The sequence below is a fragment of the Stenotrophomonas sp. CCNWLW57 genome, assembly GCF_037203925.1.
In the GTDB taxonomy this organism is placed as follows: Bacteria; Pseudomonadota; Gammaproteobacteria; order Xanthomonadales; family Xanthomonadaceae; genus Stenotrophomonas; species Stenotrophomonas rhizophila_A.
Genome location: NZ_JBBCBJ010000007.1, coordinates 202,773 through 219,458 on the forward strand (window position 1 = coordinate 202,773; position 16,686 = coordinate 219,458).

A 16,686-nucleotide genomic window follows, 5' to 3' on the forward strand; every position below is an offset into this window, starting at 1 on the left:
CGCCCGAAGGCGCCCGTGGTATCCGGTAGTGCCGACTGTCAGTCGGCAACCGTCCGATCAGTAGCGGTAGTGCTCCGGCTTGAACGGACCTTCCACCGGCACGCCGATGTAATCGGCCTGTTCCTTGGTGAGGGTGGTCAGCTTCACGCCGATCTTTTCCAGGTGCAGGCGCGCCACTTCCTCGTCCAGCTTCTTCGGCAGCAGGTACACCTTCTTCTCGTAGCTGTCCTTGTTCGCCCACAGGTCGATCTGCGCGAGCGTCTGGTTGGCGAACGAGTTGGACATCACGAAGCTCGGGTGGCCGGTGGCGCAGCCCAGGTTCACCAGGCGGCCTTCGGCCAGCAGGAAGATCGCGTTGCCGTTCGGGAACACGTACTTGTCCACCTGCGGCTTGATGTTGATGTGCTGCACGCCCGGGAAGCCCACCAGCGCATCGACCTGGATTTCGTTGTCGAAGTGGCCGATGTTGCAGACGATGGCCTGGTCCTTCATCGCGCTCAGGTGCTCGATGCGGATGATGTCCTTGTTGCCGGTGGTGGTGACGTACAGGTCGGCACGGCCCAGGGTGGATTCGATGGTGTTGACCTCGAAGCCTTCCATCGCCGCCTGCAGGGCGCAGATCGGATCGATTTCGGTCACCACCACGCGCGCGCCGTAGGCACGCAGCGACGCGGCGCAGCCCTTGCCCACGTCACCGTAGCCGCAGACCACGGCGACCTTGCCGGCCAGCATCACGTCCATCGCGCGCTTGAGGCCATCGGCCAGCGACTCGCGGCAGCCGTACAGGTTGTCGAACTTGGACTTGGTGACCGAGTCGTTGACGTTGATCGCCGGGATCAGCAGGGTGCCGGCCTGGGCCAGCTGGTACAGGCGGTGCACGCCGGTGGTGGTTTCTTCCGAAACACCCTTCCAGTCCTTGACCACGCGGGCCCAGTAGCCCGGGCGTTCCTTGGCCACGCGCTTGAGCAGGTCCTTGATGACCTGTTCTTCGTGCGAGGCCGCCTTTTCGTCGACCCAGGTGCTGCCGTTCTCGAGCTCATAGCCCTTGTGGATCAGCAGGGTGACATCGCCACCGTCATCGACCACCAGTTCGGGGCCGGTCAGGGTGCCGTCGGGCAGGGTGAAGGTCAGCGCGTCCAGGGTGCAGTCCCAGTACTCTTCCAGCGACTCGCCCTTCCAGGCGAACACCGGGGTGCCCGACGCGGCGATCGCCGCAGCGGCATGGTCCTGGGTGGAGAAGATGTTGCACGAGGCCCAGCGCACGTCGGCGCCGATGTCCTTCAGCGTTTCGATCAGCACGGCGGTCTGGATGGTCATGTGCAGCGAACCGGTCACGCGCACGCCCTTCAGCGGCAGCGTGGCGGCATGCTTGCGGCGGATCGACATCAGGCCCGGCATTTCGTGCTCGGCGATATCCAGTTCCTTGCGGCCCCAGTCGGCCAGCGAGATATCGGCGATCTTGTAATCACCTTCGGTGGAGAAGGTCTTGGCAACAGCGTTCATGCAAAAGCTCCGGTAATGGACGAATGGCTCGTCTTCGCCGGGCGCCGTTGGAACCAGCCCTGCCACCGAGCCTGGCCGTGCGGAACAGGTCCGGCAGCGGTCGCAGCGCCCCTCGGTGGAGGGGATGCCCATTATATCCCGGCGCACCGCCCGGGCATGAATCGGCGCACGCCCCCAACCATCGGCAGGGGGGCAAATCGCGCCCCGCTGTTAAGGTCCAAGGTTTGCACAGGATGGGGTGGGAAGATGACAGGCACTGACCGTACGCGCCGCGCGCGCTGGAGCAGCCGGCTGATGGTGGGCATGGCCCTGCTGGCGGTGGCGCCACTGGCGCTGGCGGCAACGCCCACGGCCGGCAAAAAGGCGCCCCAGGCCACTGCGGCCCCGGCCGCGCAGGGTTACCAGCTGCCGTCGGCGGCGCTGCAGGCGGTGGCCAACGCCCCGCGGGCGCCCACCCTCAGCCTGTCGCCGCGCCGCGATATCGCCGCCCTGCTGCAGACCCCGCCGCTGCCTTCGATCAACGAGGTGGCCCAGCCCGAGCTGAAGCTGGCCGGCGTGCGGATCAACCCGGCCACGTATTCGGCCAGCACCTTCACCTTCGCCGACAAGCTGTGGCTGATGAACATCGCCGACGGCAAGGAGCGCCAGATCACCGGCCTGCCGCAGCCGCTGTCGGTGGCCTCGCTGGCGTGGTCGCCGGACCAGCAGTACCTGGCTTTCAACCAGGTGCATGCCGCCAGCGGTGCCAATGAGCTGTGGATCATCGACGTGGCCAGCGGCACGGCGCGCCGCCTGCTGGCCGACCTCAACACCGTGTTCGGCAGCGGCTACGACTGGCTGCCCGACAGCCGCGGGCTGGTGGTCACCCAGCAGGTCAAGGGCCAGGGTCCGGCGCCCGCCGCGGGCGGCATCCCGACCGGCCCGGCGATCCAGCAGACCCAGGCCGACGCAGGCGTGCGTGCGATCCGCACCTACCAGGACCTGCTCAGCAACGAAGCCGATGCGCGCCTGTTCGATCATTACGCCAGCTCGCAGCCGGTGCGCGTGGCGCTCAATGGCGTGACCGCGCCGCTGTCCACCGCTGGCGTCTACCTGGACGTCAGCATCTCGCCCGACGGGCAGCATGTGCTGGCCCAGCGCGTGCAGCGTCCGTATTCCTACCTGGTGCCGGCCGATGATTTCCCGCGCCGCATCGAAGTGCTGTCCGCCGCCGATGGCCGGCTGCAGCACACCGTGGCCACCCTGCCGCTGGTGGAGGGCCTGCCCACCGGCAACGACGCGGTGCCGACCGGGGTGCGCGAGGTGAGCTGGCGCGCCGATGCGCCGGCCACGCTGGTCTGGGCCGAAGCGCAGGACGGCGGCGATCCGGCCCGCGATTCCAAGGTGCGCGATGCGGTGCTGATGCAGGCCGCGCCGTTCGAGGCGCCGCCGGTGACGCTGGCGCAGCTGGGCAGCCGCTATGCCGGTATCCAGTGGGGCCGGGGCGACCTGGCGCTGCTCAACGAGTCGTGGTGGAAATCGCGCGTGGTCAAGCAGTGGCGAATCGCGCCGGACCAGCTCGACCAGGCCCCGCAGCTGCTGTCCGAGCGCTCATCCCAGGACCGCTACAACGATCCCGGCAAGCCGGCGCTGGTGCGCGATGTGAACGGGCGTTCGCGCCTGCAGATCACCGCCGATGGGCGCAGCATCTTCCTGATCGGCCAGGGTGCTTCGCCGGAAGGCGACCGACCATTCGTGGACCGCTTCGACCTTGAGAGCCGCACCGCCACCCGTCTGTTCCATTCGCAGGCGCCGACCTATTCGCTGCCGCAGGCACTACTCGACCAGGAAGGCACCTCGGTGCTGCTCACCCGCGAGTCGCCCGATACGCCGGCCAATTACTTCGTACAGTCCCTGGCCGATGCCACCGCCGCGCCACGCGCGCTGACCCGCTTCGAGCATCCGCTGCCGCAGCTGCGCGGGGTGAGCAAGGAACAGATCCGCTACAAGCGCAACGACGGTGTCGACCTGACCGCGACGCTGATGCTGCCGCCGGGCTACAACGCCAGGAAGGACGGCCCGTTGCCGATGCTGATGTGGGCCTACCCGGGTGAGTTCAAGACCGCTGCGGCGGCCAGCCAGGTGACCGATTCGCCCTATCGTTTCAACGCCATCGGTTATTGGGGCCCGCAGGCGTTCCTTGCCAAGGGCTATGCGGTGCTGGTGAGTCCGTCGATGCCGATCATCGGCGAAGGCGACAAGGAACCCAACGATACCTACCTGCCCCAGCTGGTGGCCAACGCCGAAGCGGCGGTGGATGAAGTGGTGCGGCGAGGGGTGACCGACCGCGAGCACATCGCCATTGGCGGGCATTCGTACGGGGCGTTCATGACCGCGAACCTGCTGGCGCATACGCGGCTGTTCAAGGCAGGTATCGCGCGCAGCGGTGCGTACAACCGCACGCTCACCCCGTTCGGGTTCCAGGCCGAGGAGCGCAACTTCTGGCAGGCGCAGGACGTGTACCTGAAGATGTCGCCGTTCAACTTCGCCGACAGGATCAAGGATCCGATCCTCTTCATCCACGGCGGGGACGACAACAATTCCGGTACGTTCCCGATCCAGAGCGAGCGCATGTTCGCGGCGGTGAAGGGGCTGGGCGGTACGGCGCGGCTGGTGATGCTGCCCAACGAGTCGCACCATTACCGCGCGCGTGAGTCGCTGATGACCATGCTGGCGGAAAGCGAGCGGTGGTTGGAGCAGACCATCGGGCCGGGCATGAAGATCAAATGATGCCGCGCCGGGCGTTGCCCGGCGGCTGCAACACATGCAATTGAAACCATTTGCGCGGCAGGGATTGCCGCGCAATCTGGGTTAGGCTTGATGCGATTCCGTTCCCGAGGCCAGTGCGTCGCAGATGAACGAGTACCGCAGCAGCATCGTCTTTGCCACCCCCGACATTCCCCTGCGTGACGACGTGCGCCGACTCGGCGCACTGGTCGGTGACCTGCTTGCCGAGCAGGTCTCCACGCAGTTCTTCGATGATGTGGAACAGGTGCGTACCCGCGCCATCGCGCGCCGTGAAAGCGAGGCGCCGCTGTCCGACCTGAATGATGCACTGACCGGGCTGCCGCCCGAACGTGCCGAAGCGATGGTGCGTGCGTTCAGCACCTACTTCCAGGTGGTCAACATCGCCGAGCGCGTGCACCGCATCCGCCGACGCCGCGACTACCAGCGCGCCGGTACCGCTGCGGCCCAGCCCGATGGCCTGCAGGACGCGCTGCAGCGGCTGAAGGCGCAGGGCGTGACGCTGGAAGAGCTGGGTGAGTGGCTGCCGCGCATCGACATCGAGCCGGTGTTCACCGCGCACCCGACCGAAGCGGTGCGCCGCGCACTGCTGGAAAAAGAACAGCTGATGGTGGCCAGCCTGGTCGACAACCTCGACGGCCAGCGCACCCCGGGCGAAGCCGCGGCCGATGCAGCGCGCTTCCGCATGGCACTCACCGCGTCCTGGCAGACCACCGATTCCTCACCGGTGCGCCCCACCGTGGACGACGAGCGCGAACACGTCGGCTTCTACCTGGTGCAGGTGCTGTACCGGGTAATCCCGGTGCTGTACGAATCGCTGCAGCAGGCACTGCTCGATACCTACGGCGACAGCGTGCCGCTGCCCCGGCTGCTGCGCTTCGGTACCTGGGTGGGCGGCGACATGGACGGCAACCCGAACGTGGATGCCGGCACCATCCGCAACACCCTCGATGCGCAGCGCCAGGCCGTGCTGGGCCGTTACCAGAAGGACCTGCTGCAGCTGGCCAGCCTGCTCAGCCAGTCCACCGAGCGGGTGGCGGTCAGTGACGCGCTGCAGGCCCGGGTGGCGCATTACCAGCAGCTGCTGCCCAAGGTGGTCTCGCGCCCGCGGCATGCCGACATGCCCTACCGCCTGCTCAACGACCGCATGCGCGCGCGGGTGCAGGCCACGCTGGAAGATACCGACGGCGCTTACGCCTCGCCGCAGGAACTGGAGGAGGACATCACCCTCATCCTCGACAGCCTGCATGCCAACAAGGGCGACCATGCCGGTGGCTTCGCGGTGCGCCGGCTGTTGTGGCGGGTGCGCACCTTCGGCTTCCATCTCGCGCGGCTGGACGTGCGCCAGGAGTCGAGCGTGCATGGGCGCGCGCTGGCCAGCGTGCTGGATGGCCAGGACGTCTGGGACGCGGCCGACGCGATCGCGCGCGCGCAGCGGTTGGCGCCGTTTGCCAGCGGCGAGCAGGCACTACCCGCCAGCACCGAGGAGGGCGGTCAACGCCTTGATGCGGTGTTCGCCGCACTGGCCGATGCTCGCCGCCGCCACGGCGCCGATGCGTTGGGCAGCTACATCATTTCCATGGCGCATGATCGCAGCGATGTACTGGCCGTACTGGCGCTGGCGCGACGTGGCGGACTGGTGGACGACGCCGGTGCGGTGCCGCTGGATATCGCGCCGCTGTTCGAAACCGTGGACGACCTGCAGCGCGGCACGGATACGCTGCGCGACCTGCTGGCCGATCCGGTGTACCGCGCGCACCTGGCCGCGCGCGACGATGTGCAGATGGTGATGCTGGGCTATTCGGACAGCGGCAAGGACGGCGGCATCGCCGCCTCGCGCTGGGGCCTGCAGCGGGCCCAGGTGGAGCTGCTGGAGGTGGCCGCGGAGAGCGGTATCCGGCTGACCTTCTTCCATGGCCGTGGCGGCTCGATCAGCCGCGGCGGTGGCAAGACCACCGACGCGGTGGATGCATCACCGCGTGGCAGCATCGATGGCCGCCTGCGGGTGACCGAACAGGGCGAAGTGATCCACCGCAAGTACGGCATCCGTGCGCTGGCGTTGCGCTCGCTGGAGCAGTCCACCGGTGCGGTGCTGCGCTCGAGCCTGCGCCCGCGTGCACCCGAACCGCGCGAGGCGCAGTGGCGCCCGGTGATGGACCTGGTCGCGGGGAAAAGCGCGGAGGCCTATCGGGCATTCGTCGGCCAGCCCGATTTCATGCAGTACTTCCGCCAGGCCACCCCGATCGACGTGATCGAGCGGATGACGCTGGGCTCGCGGCCCTCGCGCCGCCTGGGCCAGGACGCGGCGCTGACCAACCTGCGCGCGATTCCGTGGGTGTTCGCCTGGAGCCAGGCACGCGCGGTGATTCCGGGCTGGTATGGCGTGGGCAGCGGACTGCAGGCGGCGATCGATGCCGGGCATGCGGATACGCTGCAGGAGATGGCGCGCGACTGGCCGTTCTTCAGCACCTTCCTGGACGATATCGCGATGGTGCTGTCCAAGGGCGACATCACCATCGCCGAGCAGTTCTCGCGCCTGGCCGGTCCGCTGCACGGCCGGTTCTTCCCGCAGATCCAGCACGAACTGGCCCTCACCGGCAGGCAGATCCTGGCCATCACCGGGCAGGACGAGCTGCTGCAGCACGACCAGCGCCTGGCGCTGTCGATCCGCCTGCGCAATCCCTACATCGACCCGATCAGCGTGCTGCAGGTGGACCTGCTGCGGCGCTGGCGGGAGAGCGGCGGCGAGGATGACGAGGTGCTGCGCGCGCTGGTGGCGTGCGTCAACGGCGTCTCCCAAGGCGTCCAGAACACGGGATGAGGCAGGTCACGACCGTTGGTCGTGACGCTTATTCGGGCGACGGCGGATTGGACGCCAGCAACTCACGCTGGCGCTGCTCCATCTCCGCGCGCAGCTGCCGGCGCAGCAGCGCGGCGGCCTGGCGGCGGCGCTGGTCGCTCGTTTCCAGCTGCAACGGCGGTACCGGGGTCGGCTTGCCGTCGTCATCGACGGCCACCATGGTGAAGAAGCAGCTGTTGGCGTGGCGCACGCTGCGCTTGAGGATATCCTCGGCCACCACTTTCACTCCGACTTCCATCGACGAAGTGCCGGTGTAATTCACCGAGGCCAGGAAGGTGACCAGTTCGCCCACCGCGATCGGTTCGCGGAACGTCACCTGGTCCACCGACAGGGTGACCACGTAGCGACCGGCATAGCGGCTGGCACAGGCATAGGCGACCTGGTCGAGCAGGCGCAGGATCGCCCCGCCATGGACCTTGCCGGAGAAGTTGGCCATTTCCGGCGACATCAGCACGGTCATGGTCAGCTGGTGGGATTTGATGTCGGTAGGCATGCAGGGATTGTAACGACGACGGCCCGCTTTCGCGGGCCGTCGGTTTCACATGCTGCGCGGGCGGGTGGCCCTTATTTCAGCTTCGCATCGGCGCGCAGGGCGGCGGCGCGGTCGGTCTTCTCCCAGGAGAAGGCCGTTGCGTTGACCGTTTCACCGGCAGCGTTGAGGTAGCTGAAGTCCTTCGGCTTGCGGCCGAAGTGACCGTAGGCCGCCGTCTGCTGGTACATCGGGTGGATCAGGTCCAGCATCTTGATGATGCCGTACGGGCGCAGGTCGAAATGCTTGCGGATCAGCTTTTCGATCTTGTCATCGCTGATCTTGCCGGTGCCGAAGGTGGTGACCGAAATCGAGGTCGGCTCGGCCACGCCGATGGCGTAGGAGACCTGCACTTCGCAGCGGTCGGCCAGGCCGGCGGCCACGACGTTCTTGGCCACGTAACGGGCCGCGTAAGCCGCCGAACGGTCGACCTTGGACGGATCCTTGCCCGAGAATGCGCCACCACCGTGACGGGCCCAGCCGCCGTAGGTGTCGACGATGATCTTGCGGCCGGTCAGGCCGCAGTCGCCCACCGGGCCGCCGATCTCGAACTTGCCGGTCGGGTTGATGTGGAACTTGGTGCCCTTGTGCAGCCACTTGGCCGGCAGCACCGGCTTGATGATCTCTTCGCGGACGGCCTCGATGAGGTCCTTCTGCTTGATGCCCGGGGCATGCTGGGTCGACAGCACGACGGCGTCGATGGCGGACACTTCGCCGTTTTCATAGCGCAGGGTGACCTGGCTCTTGGCGTCCGGGCGCAGCCACGACAGCGGCGAGTTCTTCTTCTTGCGGATCTTGGCCTGCTGCTCGACCAGGCGGTGCGACAGGTGGATCGCGGCCGGCATGTAGCTGTCGGTCTCGTTGGTGGCATAGCCGAACATCAGGCCCTGGTCGCCAGCGCCCATTTCTTCGGGCTTCTTGCGGTCCACGCCCTGGGCGATGTGCGGCGACTGCTTGCCGATCAGGTTCAGCACGCCACAGGTGGCGCCGTCGAAGCCGACGTCGGAGCTGTCATAGCCGATGTCCAGGATCACCTTGCGGGTCACCGCTTCCAGGTCGATCCAGGCGGAGGTGGTGATTTCACCGGCCACGATCGCCACGCCGGTCTTGACCATGGTTTCGCAGGCCACGCGGGCGCGCTGGTCCTGGGCAAGGATCGCGTCCAGCACCGCATCGGAGATCTGGTCGGCAATCTTGTCCGGATGGCCTTCGGAGACCGATTCGGAGGTGAACAGGTAGCTGGACATCAGGCGTAATATCCTTTGATTCGGATGGAAAGATGGGCGCGAATGATACACGGCAAGTCGCGCCATTGCATTGTGGCCCAGCGGGGGTTGCCCGTGGTTAAGCCGGCGTGCCCACCGTGAAAGGCCGCCGCAACGCGATTGACCCCCAGCCTCGGGGCCCAGTGTTCCACCAGCGTGACAACGCCGCCCAACCCGCGCGGCCCCCAACCCGCGCGACTCCCAACCCGTGCGACCCCGGATCGTAGTGACACGCCATGCGTGTCAAAGCCATGACCCTGCGCACGGAACCCGCCATGCGTGTCAAAGCCATGCCCCCACGCACGTAAACGCGCGGACCTCCCGTACCATCGCCGGATGGATTCCCTAAGCCAGATCGTTCTGGGCGGCGCCGTCGCCGCCGCCATCGCCCCTGCCGGCCACCGCCGCGCCGCGCTGCTTGCCGGCGCCGCACTGGGCACCCTGCCGGACCTGGATGCCCTCTTGCTGGCCTTCACCGCCACCGACCCGGTGGCGCTGATGACCGAGCACCGCAGCTACAGCCACTCGCTGCTGGTGCTGCCCTGGGTGGCGCTGTTGATCTGGTGGGGTTTCAAACGCTTTGGTCACGGCCGCGTGGCGCAGGCACCCGCGCGCTGGTTCTGGGCGATCCTGCTGGCGCTGATCACCCATCCCCTCCTCGATGCGTTCACGGTGTACGGCACCCAGCTGTGGTGGCCGTTCACCCCGCCGCCGACGATGTGGTCCAGCGTCTTCATCATCGACCCGCTGTACACGGTGTGGTTGCTGCTGGGCTGCGCGGTGGCATGGTTTGCGCGCAGCCGCCCCTTGGCGCAGAAGGCGCTGCTGGCGGGGCTGGTGCTGAGCACCGGGTACCTGGGCTGGTCGCTGCTGGCCAAGTACCAGGTCGACCGCGAAGCCGACCGTGCGCTGGCGGCGATGGGGCTGGGCGATGCGCCCCGGTTCTCGGTCGCCACGCCGTTCAACACGCTGCTGTGGCAGGTGGTGGCGATGACGCCCAGCGGCTATGTGATCGGCGAGCGCTCGCTGGTGGCCGACAGGGGCCCGATGACGTTCCGCGGCTTCCCCTCGAACGTGCAGGCGCTGCGCCAGGCCGCGCACATTCCCGCCGTTGCCCGGTTGAACTGGTTCAACCGGGGCTTCATGCGCGCGCAGGTGGTCGATGGCCAGCTGCAGCTGAGTGACCTGCGCATGGGGCTGGAACCGGATTACACCTTCACCTTCGCGGTGGCACGTGCGGAGGGCGAGCGTTGGGTGGCGATCCCGCCCGAGCAGCTGCGCCCGGCGTACGACGGCGAGCAGGGCCGGGCCCGCGCCAAGCGCCGCCTCGGGGCGATGTGGCAACGCATCTGGCACGCCCCGCAGACGCAGGACCGGTAAGCCAACGGGTAGAGCCGACTGTCAGTCGGATCTACCACCGTCAGCAGTACCCGCCATTCTTTTCAGTACACCGTCGCGCGGGCCTGCACGAACGAGAAGAAGAACACGGCGTTGGGGTCGTTCTGCACCAGGCTGAACTCGCGGCGCATGCCGTCGACGGTTTCCTGGTCCACCAGGCCGGCTTCCAGCAGCGGATCGGCGGCCGACAGCAGCAGCTGTTCCCAGAAGGCGATCATGGTCTTGCGCCGGGCCGGTTCGCGGTTGTCCAGGTGGATGGTCTTGATCTCGGTGTGGACATCACGGAAGCCGCCGGCCAGCAGCAGGTTGCCGAGCTTGGCGCCGACGAACGGGTCGCCGCCGTGGTCGTACTGGAAGTCGTTGAAGGCCATCCAGTAGCGCCAGATGTGCGGCGAGTACGGGTCGAGCAGGAACGAGGCGTTCATCACTTCGGTGACGTAGACGGGCGAGCCGGGCACCAGCACGCGGCGCACTTCGTTGAGCACGCGGGCCGGCGAGGGCACGTGTTCGAGCACCCAGCACAGGAAGGCTGAATCGAACTCGCGCGCGCCGAACGGCAGGTTGCCGGCGTCGGCCTGCAGCAGGGTGTAGCGCTCGCTGCACCACGGGGTTTTCTCGAGGTTCTGGCGGGCGGTGGCCAGCTGCGTTTCGCTGAGGTCCACGCCGGTGACGTGCAGTTCGGGGAAGCGGCGCAGCAGGATCTCGGTCTGCGCGCCAACGCCACTGCCGACTTCAAGCAGGCGCTGGGCGCCGCTGTAGTCGATGTTGTTGAAGATCGACGATTCCAGCAGGCGGGCCTGGGTGACCAGGCGATGCTGTTCGGTGCTGGAGAAGCCGTGCAGGTAGGTGGGGGCGGCAATCGGGGTCATGGCGGTCACGTGGCGCGGGGCAGGCCCGGCGATGGGGGGATCAGGCGGCGGAGGACAGCGGTTCGCCGGCGGCCAGTGCGGTGAAGTAGTCGGTGGTCAGGGCGATCTGGCCTGCGGCGTCTTCGGCGCGGTTGACGACGGCGCGGAAGGCGGCATTCTCGGGGCGGTCCTTGGCGTACCAGCCAAGGTGCTTGCGGGCGATGCGCACGCCCTGGGGTTCGCCGTAGAAGTCGTGCAGGGCATGCAGATGGCCGAGCAGGATGTCGCGCACTTCGTCCAGCGACGGCGGCGGCAGCAGGGTGCCGGTGGCGAGGTAGTGGGCGACTTCGCGGAAAATCCAGGGGCGGCCCTGTGCGGCGCGGCCGATCATGACGGCGTCGACGCCGGTCTGGGCGAGCACGTGGGCGGCTTTCTGCGGGGAGTCGATATCGCCGTTGGCGATCACGGGGATGCGCAGGGCGGCCTTGATGGCGGCGATGGTCTCGTATTCGGCGCTGCCGGTGTAATGCTGGTCGCGGGTGCGGCCATGCACGGCGAGTGCGGCGATGCCGCTGTCTTCGGCGATGTGGGCGATGCGGGGGCCGTTGCGGTGGTCGCAGTCCCAGCCGGTGCGGATCTTGAGGGTAACGGGGACATCGACGGCGCCGACGACGGCGCTGAGGATGCGGGCGACGAGGTCTTCGTCGCGCATCAGGGCGGAGCCGGCCCAGGCGTTGCAGACTTTCTTGGCGGGGCAGCCCATGTTGATGTCGATGATCTGGGCGCCGTGGTCGACGTTGTAGCGGGCGGCGTCAGCGAGCTGCTGGGGTTCGGTGCCGGCGATCTGGACGCTGATGGGGTCGGGTTCGCCGGCATGGTCCATGCGGTGGATGGATTTGCGGGTGGTCCAGAAGCGCGGATCGGAGATGGTCATTTCAGAGGCAGCCAGACCCGCGCCCAGGCGCTTGCACAGCAGCCGGAACGGTTTGTCGGTGACGCCGGCCATGGGGGCGAGCACCACGTTGGGCTGGATGTTGTAGGGACCAATCTGCATGCGGGCATTGTAGTGCCGGCCCATGGCCGGCAACCAAGCAGACCCCTGCGATCCGGCCCCACATTCAGGCCGATCCGGAAGGCCCTGATGCCGTACGGGCATGAGCAGATGCTTGACGGTTGCTTCCTGCGCCCCCAGCGGTGGGTGATCGTGGACGGTTCACCGGGGCCAACAGCCGAATGCCAGATCAAGTGCCACGTCAACGGCGTCGGCTCTGCCGGGTCCTACGGCTTGGCAGGTCGGTGTGGGTTTGCGGGGGACGCCGTGAACCCATCCTTGGGGGCTTGGTCGCCGCATCCATGCGGCTCACACCCCCGCAAACCCACCCCGACCTGCCTTTGACACTTGGTCGGTGACGGAGTGGAAGGCAGAGGCGAAGGGCAACTGCATAAACAAAAACCGGCGCTTTCGCGCCGGTTTCTTTGTTACATGCTGCGCTCGTGCTGTCTTACGCGTCTGCCGGCGTGTAATGCGGCATGGCTACGGCGGCGCCTTCCTTTTCGGTGGAGCGGCCGGCGAACTGGTTGGCGAAGCGGACATGGCGGGCGAAGGCGGCGTCCGGGTCCTGGGCCAGGGAGGCGACGAGGGCGCCGTTGAAGGCATCGCCGGCGCCGGTGGTGTCGAGCACCTGGACCTGTTCGGCGCCTACGCGGTAGTAAGGCTGGGTGTCGCCGCGCAGGTTCTCTTCGGCGTGCGAGACGAACACGCCGACGGCGCCGAGGGTAACCACGACGGTACCGTTGCCGACCAGCTTGCGGCACAGGGCGTGCAGGCTGGCGCCGTCGAGGGCGGCCACGTCGTCGGCGTCGACGCGTTCGCCGACATGACGGCCGAGCAGGGCGGCGAATTCGGTTTCGTTGGGGGTCAGCACGTCGGCAAGCTTGAGCAGGCCGATGCTGGAGGGCGCGTCGGCCGGGGCGGCGTTGAGGACGGTGGTGGCACCGGCTTCGCGGGCGATGGCCAGGGCCGCTTCGATGGTTTCAACCGGGGATTCGAGCTGGGCCAGCACGACCTTGGCCCCGGCCAGCAGCGCGCGCTGCTGGTCGATGTAGGCGGTGCTGAGCGCGGCATTGGCGCCGGGGCCGATCACGATGGTGTTGCGGCCGCGGCTGTCGACGTAGATGCCGCCGGTGCCGGTGGGCTCGGTGCTGGCTTCGGCGCTCAGGGCGAAGCCGTCCTGTTCGGCCAGGCCACGGGCCATGGCACCGCCGGCGTCATCGCCGAGGGCGCACAGGAACGTGGTCGGGGCGCCGGCACGGCGGGCGGCCACGGCCTGGTTGAAACCCTTGCCGCCGGGGCCGGTGCTGTAGCGGCCGGCGATGGTCGCACCCGGGGCCGGGAGCGATTCGCAACGCCACACATGATCCACGTTGAAGGAACCGACAACGACGACACTGCTACTCATAAAGACTGTTTCTCGGGAACGGATATCAGCTGAAATGCGTCAGCACGCCGGCGATGGTCGCCGTCATGAAGGTGGCAATGGTACCGCCCAGCACGGCCCGCAGGCCGAACTTGGCCAGGTCGTGGCGGCGCTCCGGTGCCAGCCCACCAATACCACCGATCTGGATGGCGATCGAGCTGAAATTGGCGAAACCGCACAGGGCGTAGGTGGCGATCAGGCGGCCTTCAGCCGACAGCGACACGCCGGGGACCTGGCCGTTGACGATTTCGGAGAGCTTGGAATAGGCGACGAACTCGTTGATGACCACTTTCTGGCCGATCAGCGAGCCGACGGTGGTGGCATCGGCCCACGGGGTGCCGATCACCCAGGCGATCGGGGCCAGCAGGTAGCCGAAGATGGTCGACAGGTCGGTCGGGCGGCCGATCATGGCCTGCAGGCCGGTGATTTCGCCGAACCAGGTCAGCGGGGCGTTGAGCAGGGCGATCAGGGCGATGAAGGCAAGCAGCATGGCGCCGATGTTCAGGGCCAGCTTGAGGCCGTCGCCGGCGCCTGCGGCGGCGGCGTCGATGATGTTGCTGGAGGTCTTCTCCACTTCCATCTTGACGGTGCCACGGGTCAGCGGGGTGCCGGTTTCGGGCACCAGCAGCTTGGCCACCACCAGGGTGGCCGGGGCGGCCATGATGCTGGCGGCCAGCAGGTGCTTGGCGTAGAAGGCCTGCTGCACCGGGTCGTTGCCGCCGAGCATGCCCACGTAGGCGGCCAGCACGCCGCCGGCGATGTGCGCCATGCCGCCGATCATCATGGTGATCAGCTCGGACTGGGTCATCTTGGCGATGTACGGGCGCACGGTCAGCGGCGCTTCGGTCTGGCCGATGAACACGCTGGCGCAGACGCTGGTGGTTTCGGCGCCGGACACGCGCATCACCTTGGTGATCGCCCAGGCCATGCCGCGCACGATCAGCTGCATCACGTTGAGGTGGTACATGACCCCCATCAGCGCAGAGAAGAAGATGATCGTCGGCAGCACCTGGAAGGCGAAGATGAAGCCGAACTGGTTGGTGTCCATCAGGCTGCCGAAGATGAAGCGCGAGCCTTCGTTGACGAAGCTGAGCACCTTGACGAAGCCGTCGCCGAGCAGCGAGAACGCTTCGCGCCCACCGGGCATCAGCAGCACCACCGCGGCGAAGGCGATCTGCAGGGTGATACCGGTGATCACCAGCCGCCAGTCGACGGAACGCTTGTTGTTCGAGAACAGCCAGGCGATGCCGATCAGCACTGCCAACCCGAACAGGCCGAAGCCAATCCTGCCCAAACCTTCGACCATCAGACTTCCCCTAGGGCGCCGCGAAAAACGGGAAGCCTAGAGCAGCGGCAGGGGCGGGGCAAGGAAAAGCAGCGTGCGGGGGCCGATCGGCCGCGATCGGGCAAGTATCCACAGGGGTTCGGGCCCGCCGGGCGATACACTGATGCGACTCATTCCGGCCGCGCCCCGGTGTCCTGGCGCAGCCATCCAGCAGGAGAAAACGCATGCATTACCGCCGCCTGGGCTCGTCCGGGCTGAAGCTGTCGGCCTTGTCCTTCGGGGCCTGGGTCACCTTCGGCGACCAGATCAGCCGTGACGAGGCCCGCAACCTGGTTGCCTGTGCCTGGGACCACGGGATCAACTTCTTCGACAACGCCGAGGGCTATGCGCGCGGCCGCGCCGAGCAGGTGATGGGCGACGTGATTGCCGACCTGCGCCTGCCCCGCGATGGGGTGTGCGTGTCCAGCAAGGTGTTCTTCGGCGCGGTGGACGAGCCCCGGCCGACCCAGCACGGCCTCTCGCGCAAGCACGTGACCGATGCCTGCCACGCCGCGCTCAAGCGCCTGCGGGTGGACTACCTGGACCTGTATTACTGCCACCGGCCGGATCCGGACACGCCGATCGCCGAGACTGTTCTGGCCATGGACACGCTGATCCGGCAGGGCAAGGTGCTTTACTGGGGTACGTCGGAGTGGTCGGCCGCGCAGATCCAGGAAGCAGTGGACGTGGCGCGCCGCCATCACCTGCACCTGCCGACGATGGAGCAGCCGCAGTACAATCTGCTGCACCGCGAACGGGTCGAGCGCGAGTACGCGCCGCTGTACGCCGACCCGGGGCTGGGCACCACGATCTTCTCGCCGCTGGCCTCGGGGCTGCTGAGCGGCAAGTACAACAGCGGGTTCGATCCGGACTCGCGGCTGGGCCAGGCCGAGATGGGCTGGCTCCGCAAGCTGGTGCTGGGCGATTCGGCCGAGGGCCGGCTGGACAAGGTGCGCGCCTACAGCGCGCTGGCTGCCGAGCTGGGCCAGTCGCCGGCGCAGCTGGCCATCGCCTGGTGCCTGCGCAACCCGAACGTGTCCAGCGTGATCCTCGGCGCCAGCCGGGTCAGCCAGCTGGAACAGAACCTGGGCGCCCTCGAGGTGCTGGAGCAGGTGGCCGAAGCGGACTGGAGCAGGGTGGAGGCGGTCTTCGCGCCCTGACCTGACGGCCGGTAGAGCCACGCCCTGCGTGGCTCCGAGGTGCCTGATGCCCACGTACAGCCAAGCAGGGAAGGGCCCTGCCGATAGGCAGCATCAATCGATTTCCAAAAATCGATCATTAATTTCATCAATCAACATGAGAATGGTTGTTGATTGTGAACTGAGAATCATTATCATCTAACTCGTCCCTCGCACGAGTCCAGACAATGAACACTCAAGCCGCTGTACTGCTGCGCCCCGAAACGCTGACCCTGCGCGACCGCCCGGTCCGCGCCGTTCCGGCCGAAGAAGTGATCGACAGCGAGGCCCTGCTCAAGGGTCGCCGCGAAATCCTGATCCAGCACGGCGACCGCTTCTATCGTCTGCGCCACACCAGCAACGACAAGCTCATTTTGACCAAGTAGCGCCGGCCGCTGGCCGGCTCCAGGCGGTCCCTGCCACCGCGCAGGGTCCGCGCGAACTCCCCTTCACTGCTCTCTCCCCCTCGGCACGTCGCCTGCGACCGCTTGGTCCCTGGCGCCTGTCGGGGGTCTCCTTC

Annotated in this window: 12 protein-coding genes and 1 riboswitch; of the genes, 5 read left to right on the top strand and 7 right to left on the bottom strand. The window is 67.4% G+C overall.

The window, feature by feature from the left end:
- Positions 1–57 precede the first annotated feature (57 nt).
- The gene (gene ahcY / locus V9K91_RS17130; RefSeq protein WP_068849268.1) at positions 58–1,503 is read right to left on the bottom strand and encodes an adenosylhomocysteinase; all 1,446 of its coding nucleotides are present in this window, start codon (positions 1,501–1,503) and stop codon (positions 58–60) included.
- A gap of 32 nt (positions 1,504–1,535) precedes the next feature.
- A riboswitch (S-adenosyl-L-homocysteine riboswitch) is annotated at positions 1,536–1,623 on the bottom strand.
- Positions 1,624–1,749: 126 nt separating this feature from the next.
- On the opposite strand from ahcY, the gene V9K91_RS17135 reads away from it, so the two are divergent.
- Both V9K91_RS17135 and ppc read left to right on the top strand, forming a co-directional pair.
- On the top strand, positions 1,750–4,272 hold the full coding sequence (locus V9K91_RS17135) for a prolyl oligopeptidase family serine peptidase (RefSeq protein WP_336443569.1): 2,523 nt from the start codon (positions 1,750–1,752) through the stop codon (positions 4,270–4,272).
- Between the two features lie 124 nt (positions 4,273–4,396).
- A complete protein-coding gene (gene ppc, locus V9K91_RS17140; protein WP_336443570.1) occupies positions 4,397–7,108 on the top strand; it encodes a phosphoenolpyruvate carboxylase in 2,712 nt (903 codons plus the stop codon).
- Positions 7,109–7,136: 28 nt separating this feature from the next.
- Here ppc and V9K91_RS17145 read toward each other — a convergent pair whose 3' ends face one another.
- Both V9K91_RS17145 and metK read right to left on the bottom strand, forming a co-directional pair.
- Entirely contained in the window at positions 7,137–7,640 is a 504-nt protein-coding gene (locus V9K91_RS17145; protein ID WP_068849281.1) for an acyl-CoA thioesterase, read from the bottom strand.
- 71 nt (positions 7,641–7,711) lie between these two features.
- A complete protein-coding gene (gene metK, locus V9K91_RS17150) occupies positions 7,712–8,923 on the bottom strand; it encodes a methionine adenosyltransferase (protein ID WP_068849283.1) in 1,212 nt (403 codons plus the stop codon).
- Between the two features lie 354 nt (positions 8,924–9,277).
- Here metK and V9K91_RS17155 point away from each other — a divergent pair, with 354 nt between their 5' ends.
- Positions 9,278–10,321 (top strand): metal-dependent hydrolase, encoded by a 1,044-nt coding sequence (locus V9K91_RS17155; RefSeq protein WP_336443571.1) that lies wholly within the window; start codon positions 9,278–9,280, stop codon positions 10,319–10,321.
- A gap of 62 nt (positions 10,322–10,383) precedes the next feature.
- On the opposite strand, the gene V9K91_RS17160 is transcribed toward V9K91_RS17155, so the two are convergent.
- From V9K91_RS17160 to V9K91_RS17175, 4 genes are all read right to left on the bottom strand, one after another.
- Entirely contained in the window at positions 10,384–11,208 is an 825-nt protein-coding gene (locus tag V9K91_RS17160; RefSeq protein ID WP_068849287.1) for a methyltransferase domain-containing protein, read from the bottom strand.
- A 40-nt stretch (positions 11,209–11,248) separates the two neighbouring features.
- Positions 11,249–12,241, bottom strand: coding sequence for a tRNA dihydrouridine synthase DusB (dusB, locus tag V9K91_RS17165; RefSeq protein WP_336443572.1), 993 nt, complete (start codon positions 12,239–12,241; stop codon positions 11,249–11,251).
- Between the two features lie 448 nt (positions 12,242–12,689).
- Complete coding sequence (locus V9K91_RS17170; protein ID WP_093536055.1) at positions 12,690–13,646, bottom strand: ribokinase; 957 nt, start codon at positions 13,644–13,646, stop codon at positions 12,690–12,692.
- 25 nt (positions 13,647–13,671) lie between these two features.
- Entirely contained in the window at positions 13,672–14,970 is a 1,299-nt protein-coding gene (locus V9K91_RS17175; protein WP_068849291.1) for a nucleoside transporter C-terminal domain-containing protein, read from the bottom strand.
- Positions 14,971–15,173: 203 nt separating this feature from the next.
- Here V9K91_RS17175 and V9K91_RS17180 point away from each other — a divergent pair, with 203 nt between their 5' ends.
- Both V9K91_RS17180 and V9K91_RS17185 read left to right on the top strand, forming a co-directional pair.
- On the top strand, positions 15,174–16,148 hold the full coding sequence (locus V9K91_RS17180; protein ID WP_336443573.1) for an aldo/keto reductase: 975 nt from the start codon (positions 15,174–15,176) through the stop codon (positions 16,146–16,148).
- Positions 16,149–16,354: 206 nt separating this feature from the next.
- Positions 16,355–16,552 carry a hemin uptake protein HemP gene (locus V9K91_RS17185; RefSeq protein ID WP_068849295.1) on the top strand — a complete coding sequence of 66 codons (198 nt, stop codon included), beginning with the start codon at positions 16,355–16,357 and terminating at the stop codon, positions 16,550–16,552.
- The last annotated feature ends 134 nt before the right edge of the window (positions 16,553–16,686 follow it).

Bases quoted from the DNA above. Each gene is read 5' to 3' on its own strand.
- V9K91_RS17160 (WP_068849287.1), bottom strand. From the start codon at position 11,208: ATGACCCCGATTGCCGCCCCCACCTACCTGCACGGCTTCTCCAGCACC.
- V9K91_RS17145 (WP_068849281.1), bottom strand. From the start codon at position 7,640: ATGCCTACCGACATCAAATCCCACCAGCTGACCATGACCGTGCTGATG.
- metK (WP_068849283.1), bottom strand. From the start codon at position 8,923: ATGTCCAGCTACCTGTTCACCTCCGAATCGGTCTCCGAAGGCCATCCG.
- dusB (WP_336443572.1), bottom strand. From the start codon at position 12,241: ATGCAGATTGGTCCCTACAACATCCAGCCCAACGTGGTGCTCGCCCCC.
- V9K91_RS17135 (WP_336443569.1), top strand. From the start codon at position 1,750: ATGACAGGCACTGACCGTACGCGCCGCGCGCGCTGGAGCAGCCGGCTG.
- V9K91_RS17170 (WP_093536055.1), bottom strand. From the start codon at position 13,646: ATGAGTAGCAGTGTCGTCGTTGTCGGTTCCTTCAACGTGGATCATGTG.
- V9K91_RS17175 (WP_068849291.1), bottom strand. From the start codon at position 14,970: ATGGTCGAAGGTTTGGGCAGGATTGGCTTCGGCCTGTTCGGGTTGGCA.
- V9K91_RS17180 (WP_336443573.1), top strand. From the start codon at position 15,174: ATGCATTACCGCCGCCTGGGCTCGTCCGGGCTGAAGCTGTCGGCCTTG.
- V9K91_RS17185 (WP_068849295.1), top strand. From the start codon at position 16,355: ATGAACACTCAAGCCGCTGTACTGCTGCGCCCCGAAACGCTGACCCTG.
- ahcY (WP_068849268.1), bottom strand. From the start codon at position 1,503: ATGAACGCTGTTGCCAAGACCTTCTCCACCGAAGGTGATTACAAGATC.
- V9K91_RS17155 (WP_336443571.1), top strand. From the start codon at position 9,278: ATGGATTCCCTAAGCCAGATCGTTCTGGGCGGCGCCGTCGCCGCCGCC.
- ppc (WP_336443570.1), top strand. From the start codon at position 4,397: ATGAACGAGTACCGCAGCAGCATCGTCTTTGCCACCCCCGACATTCCC.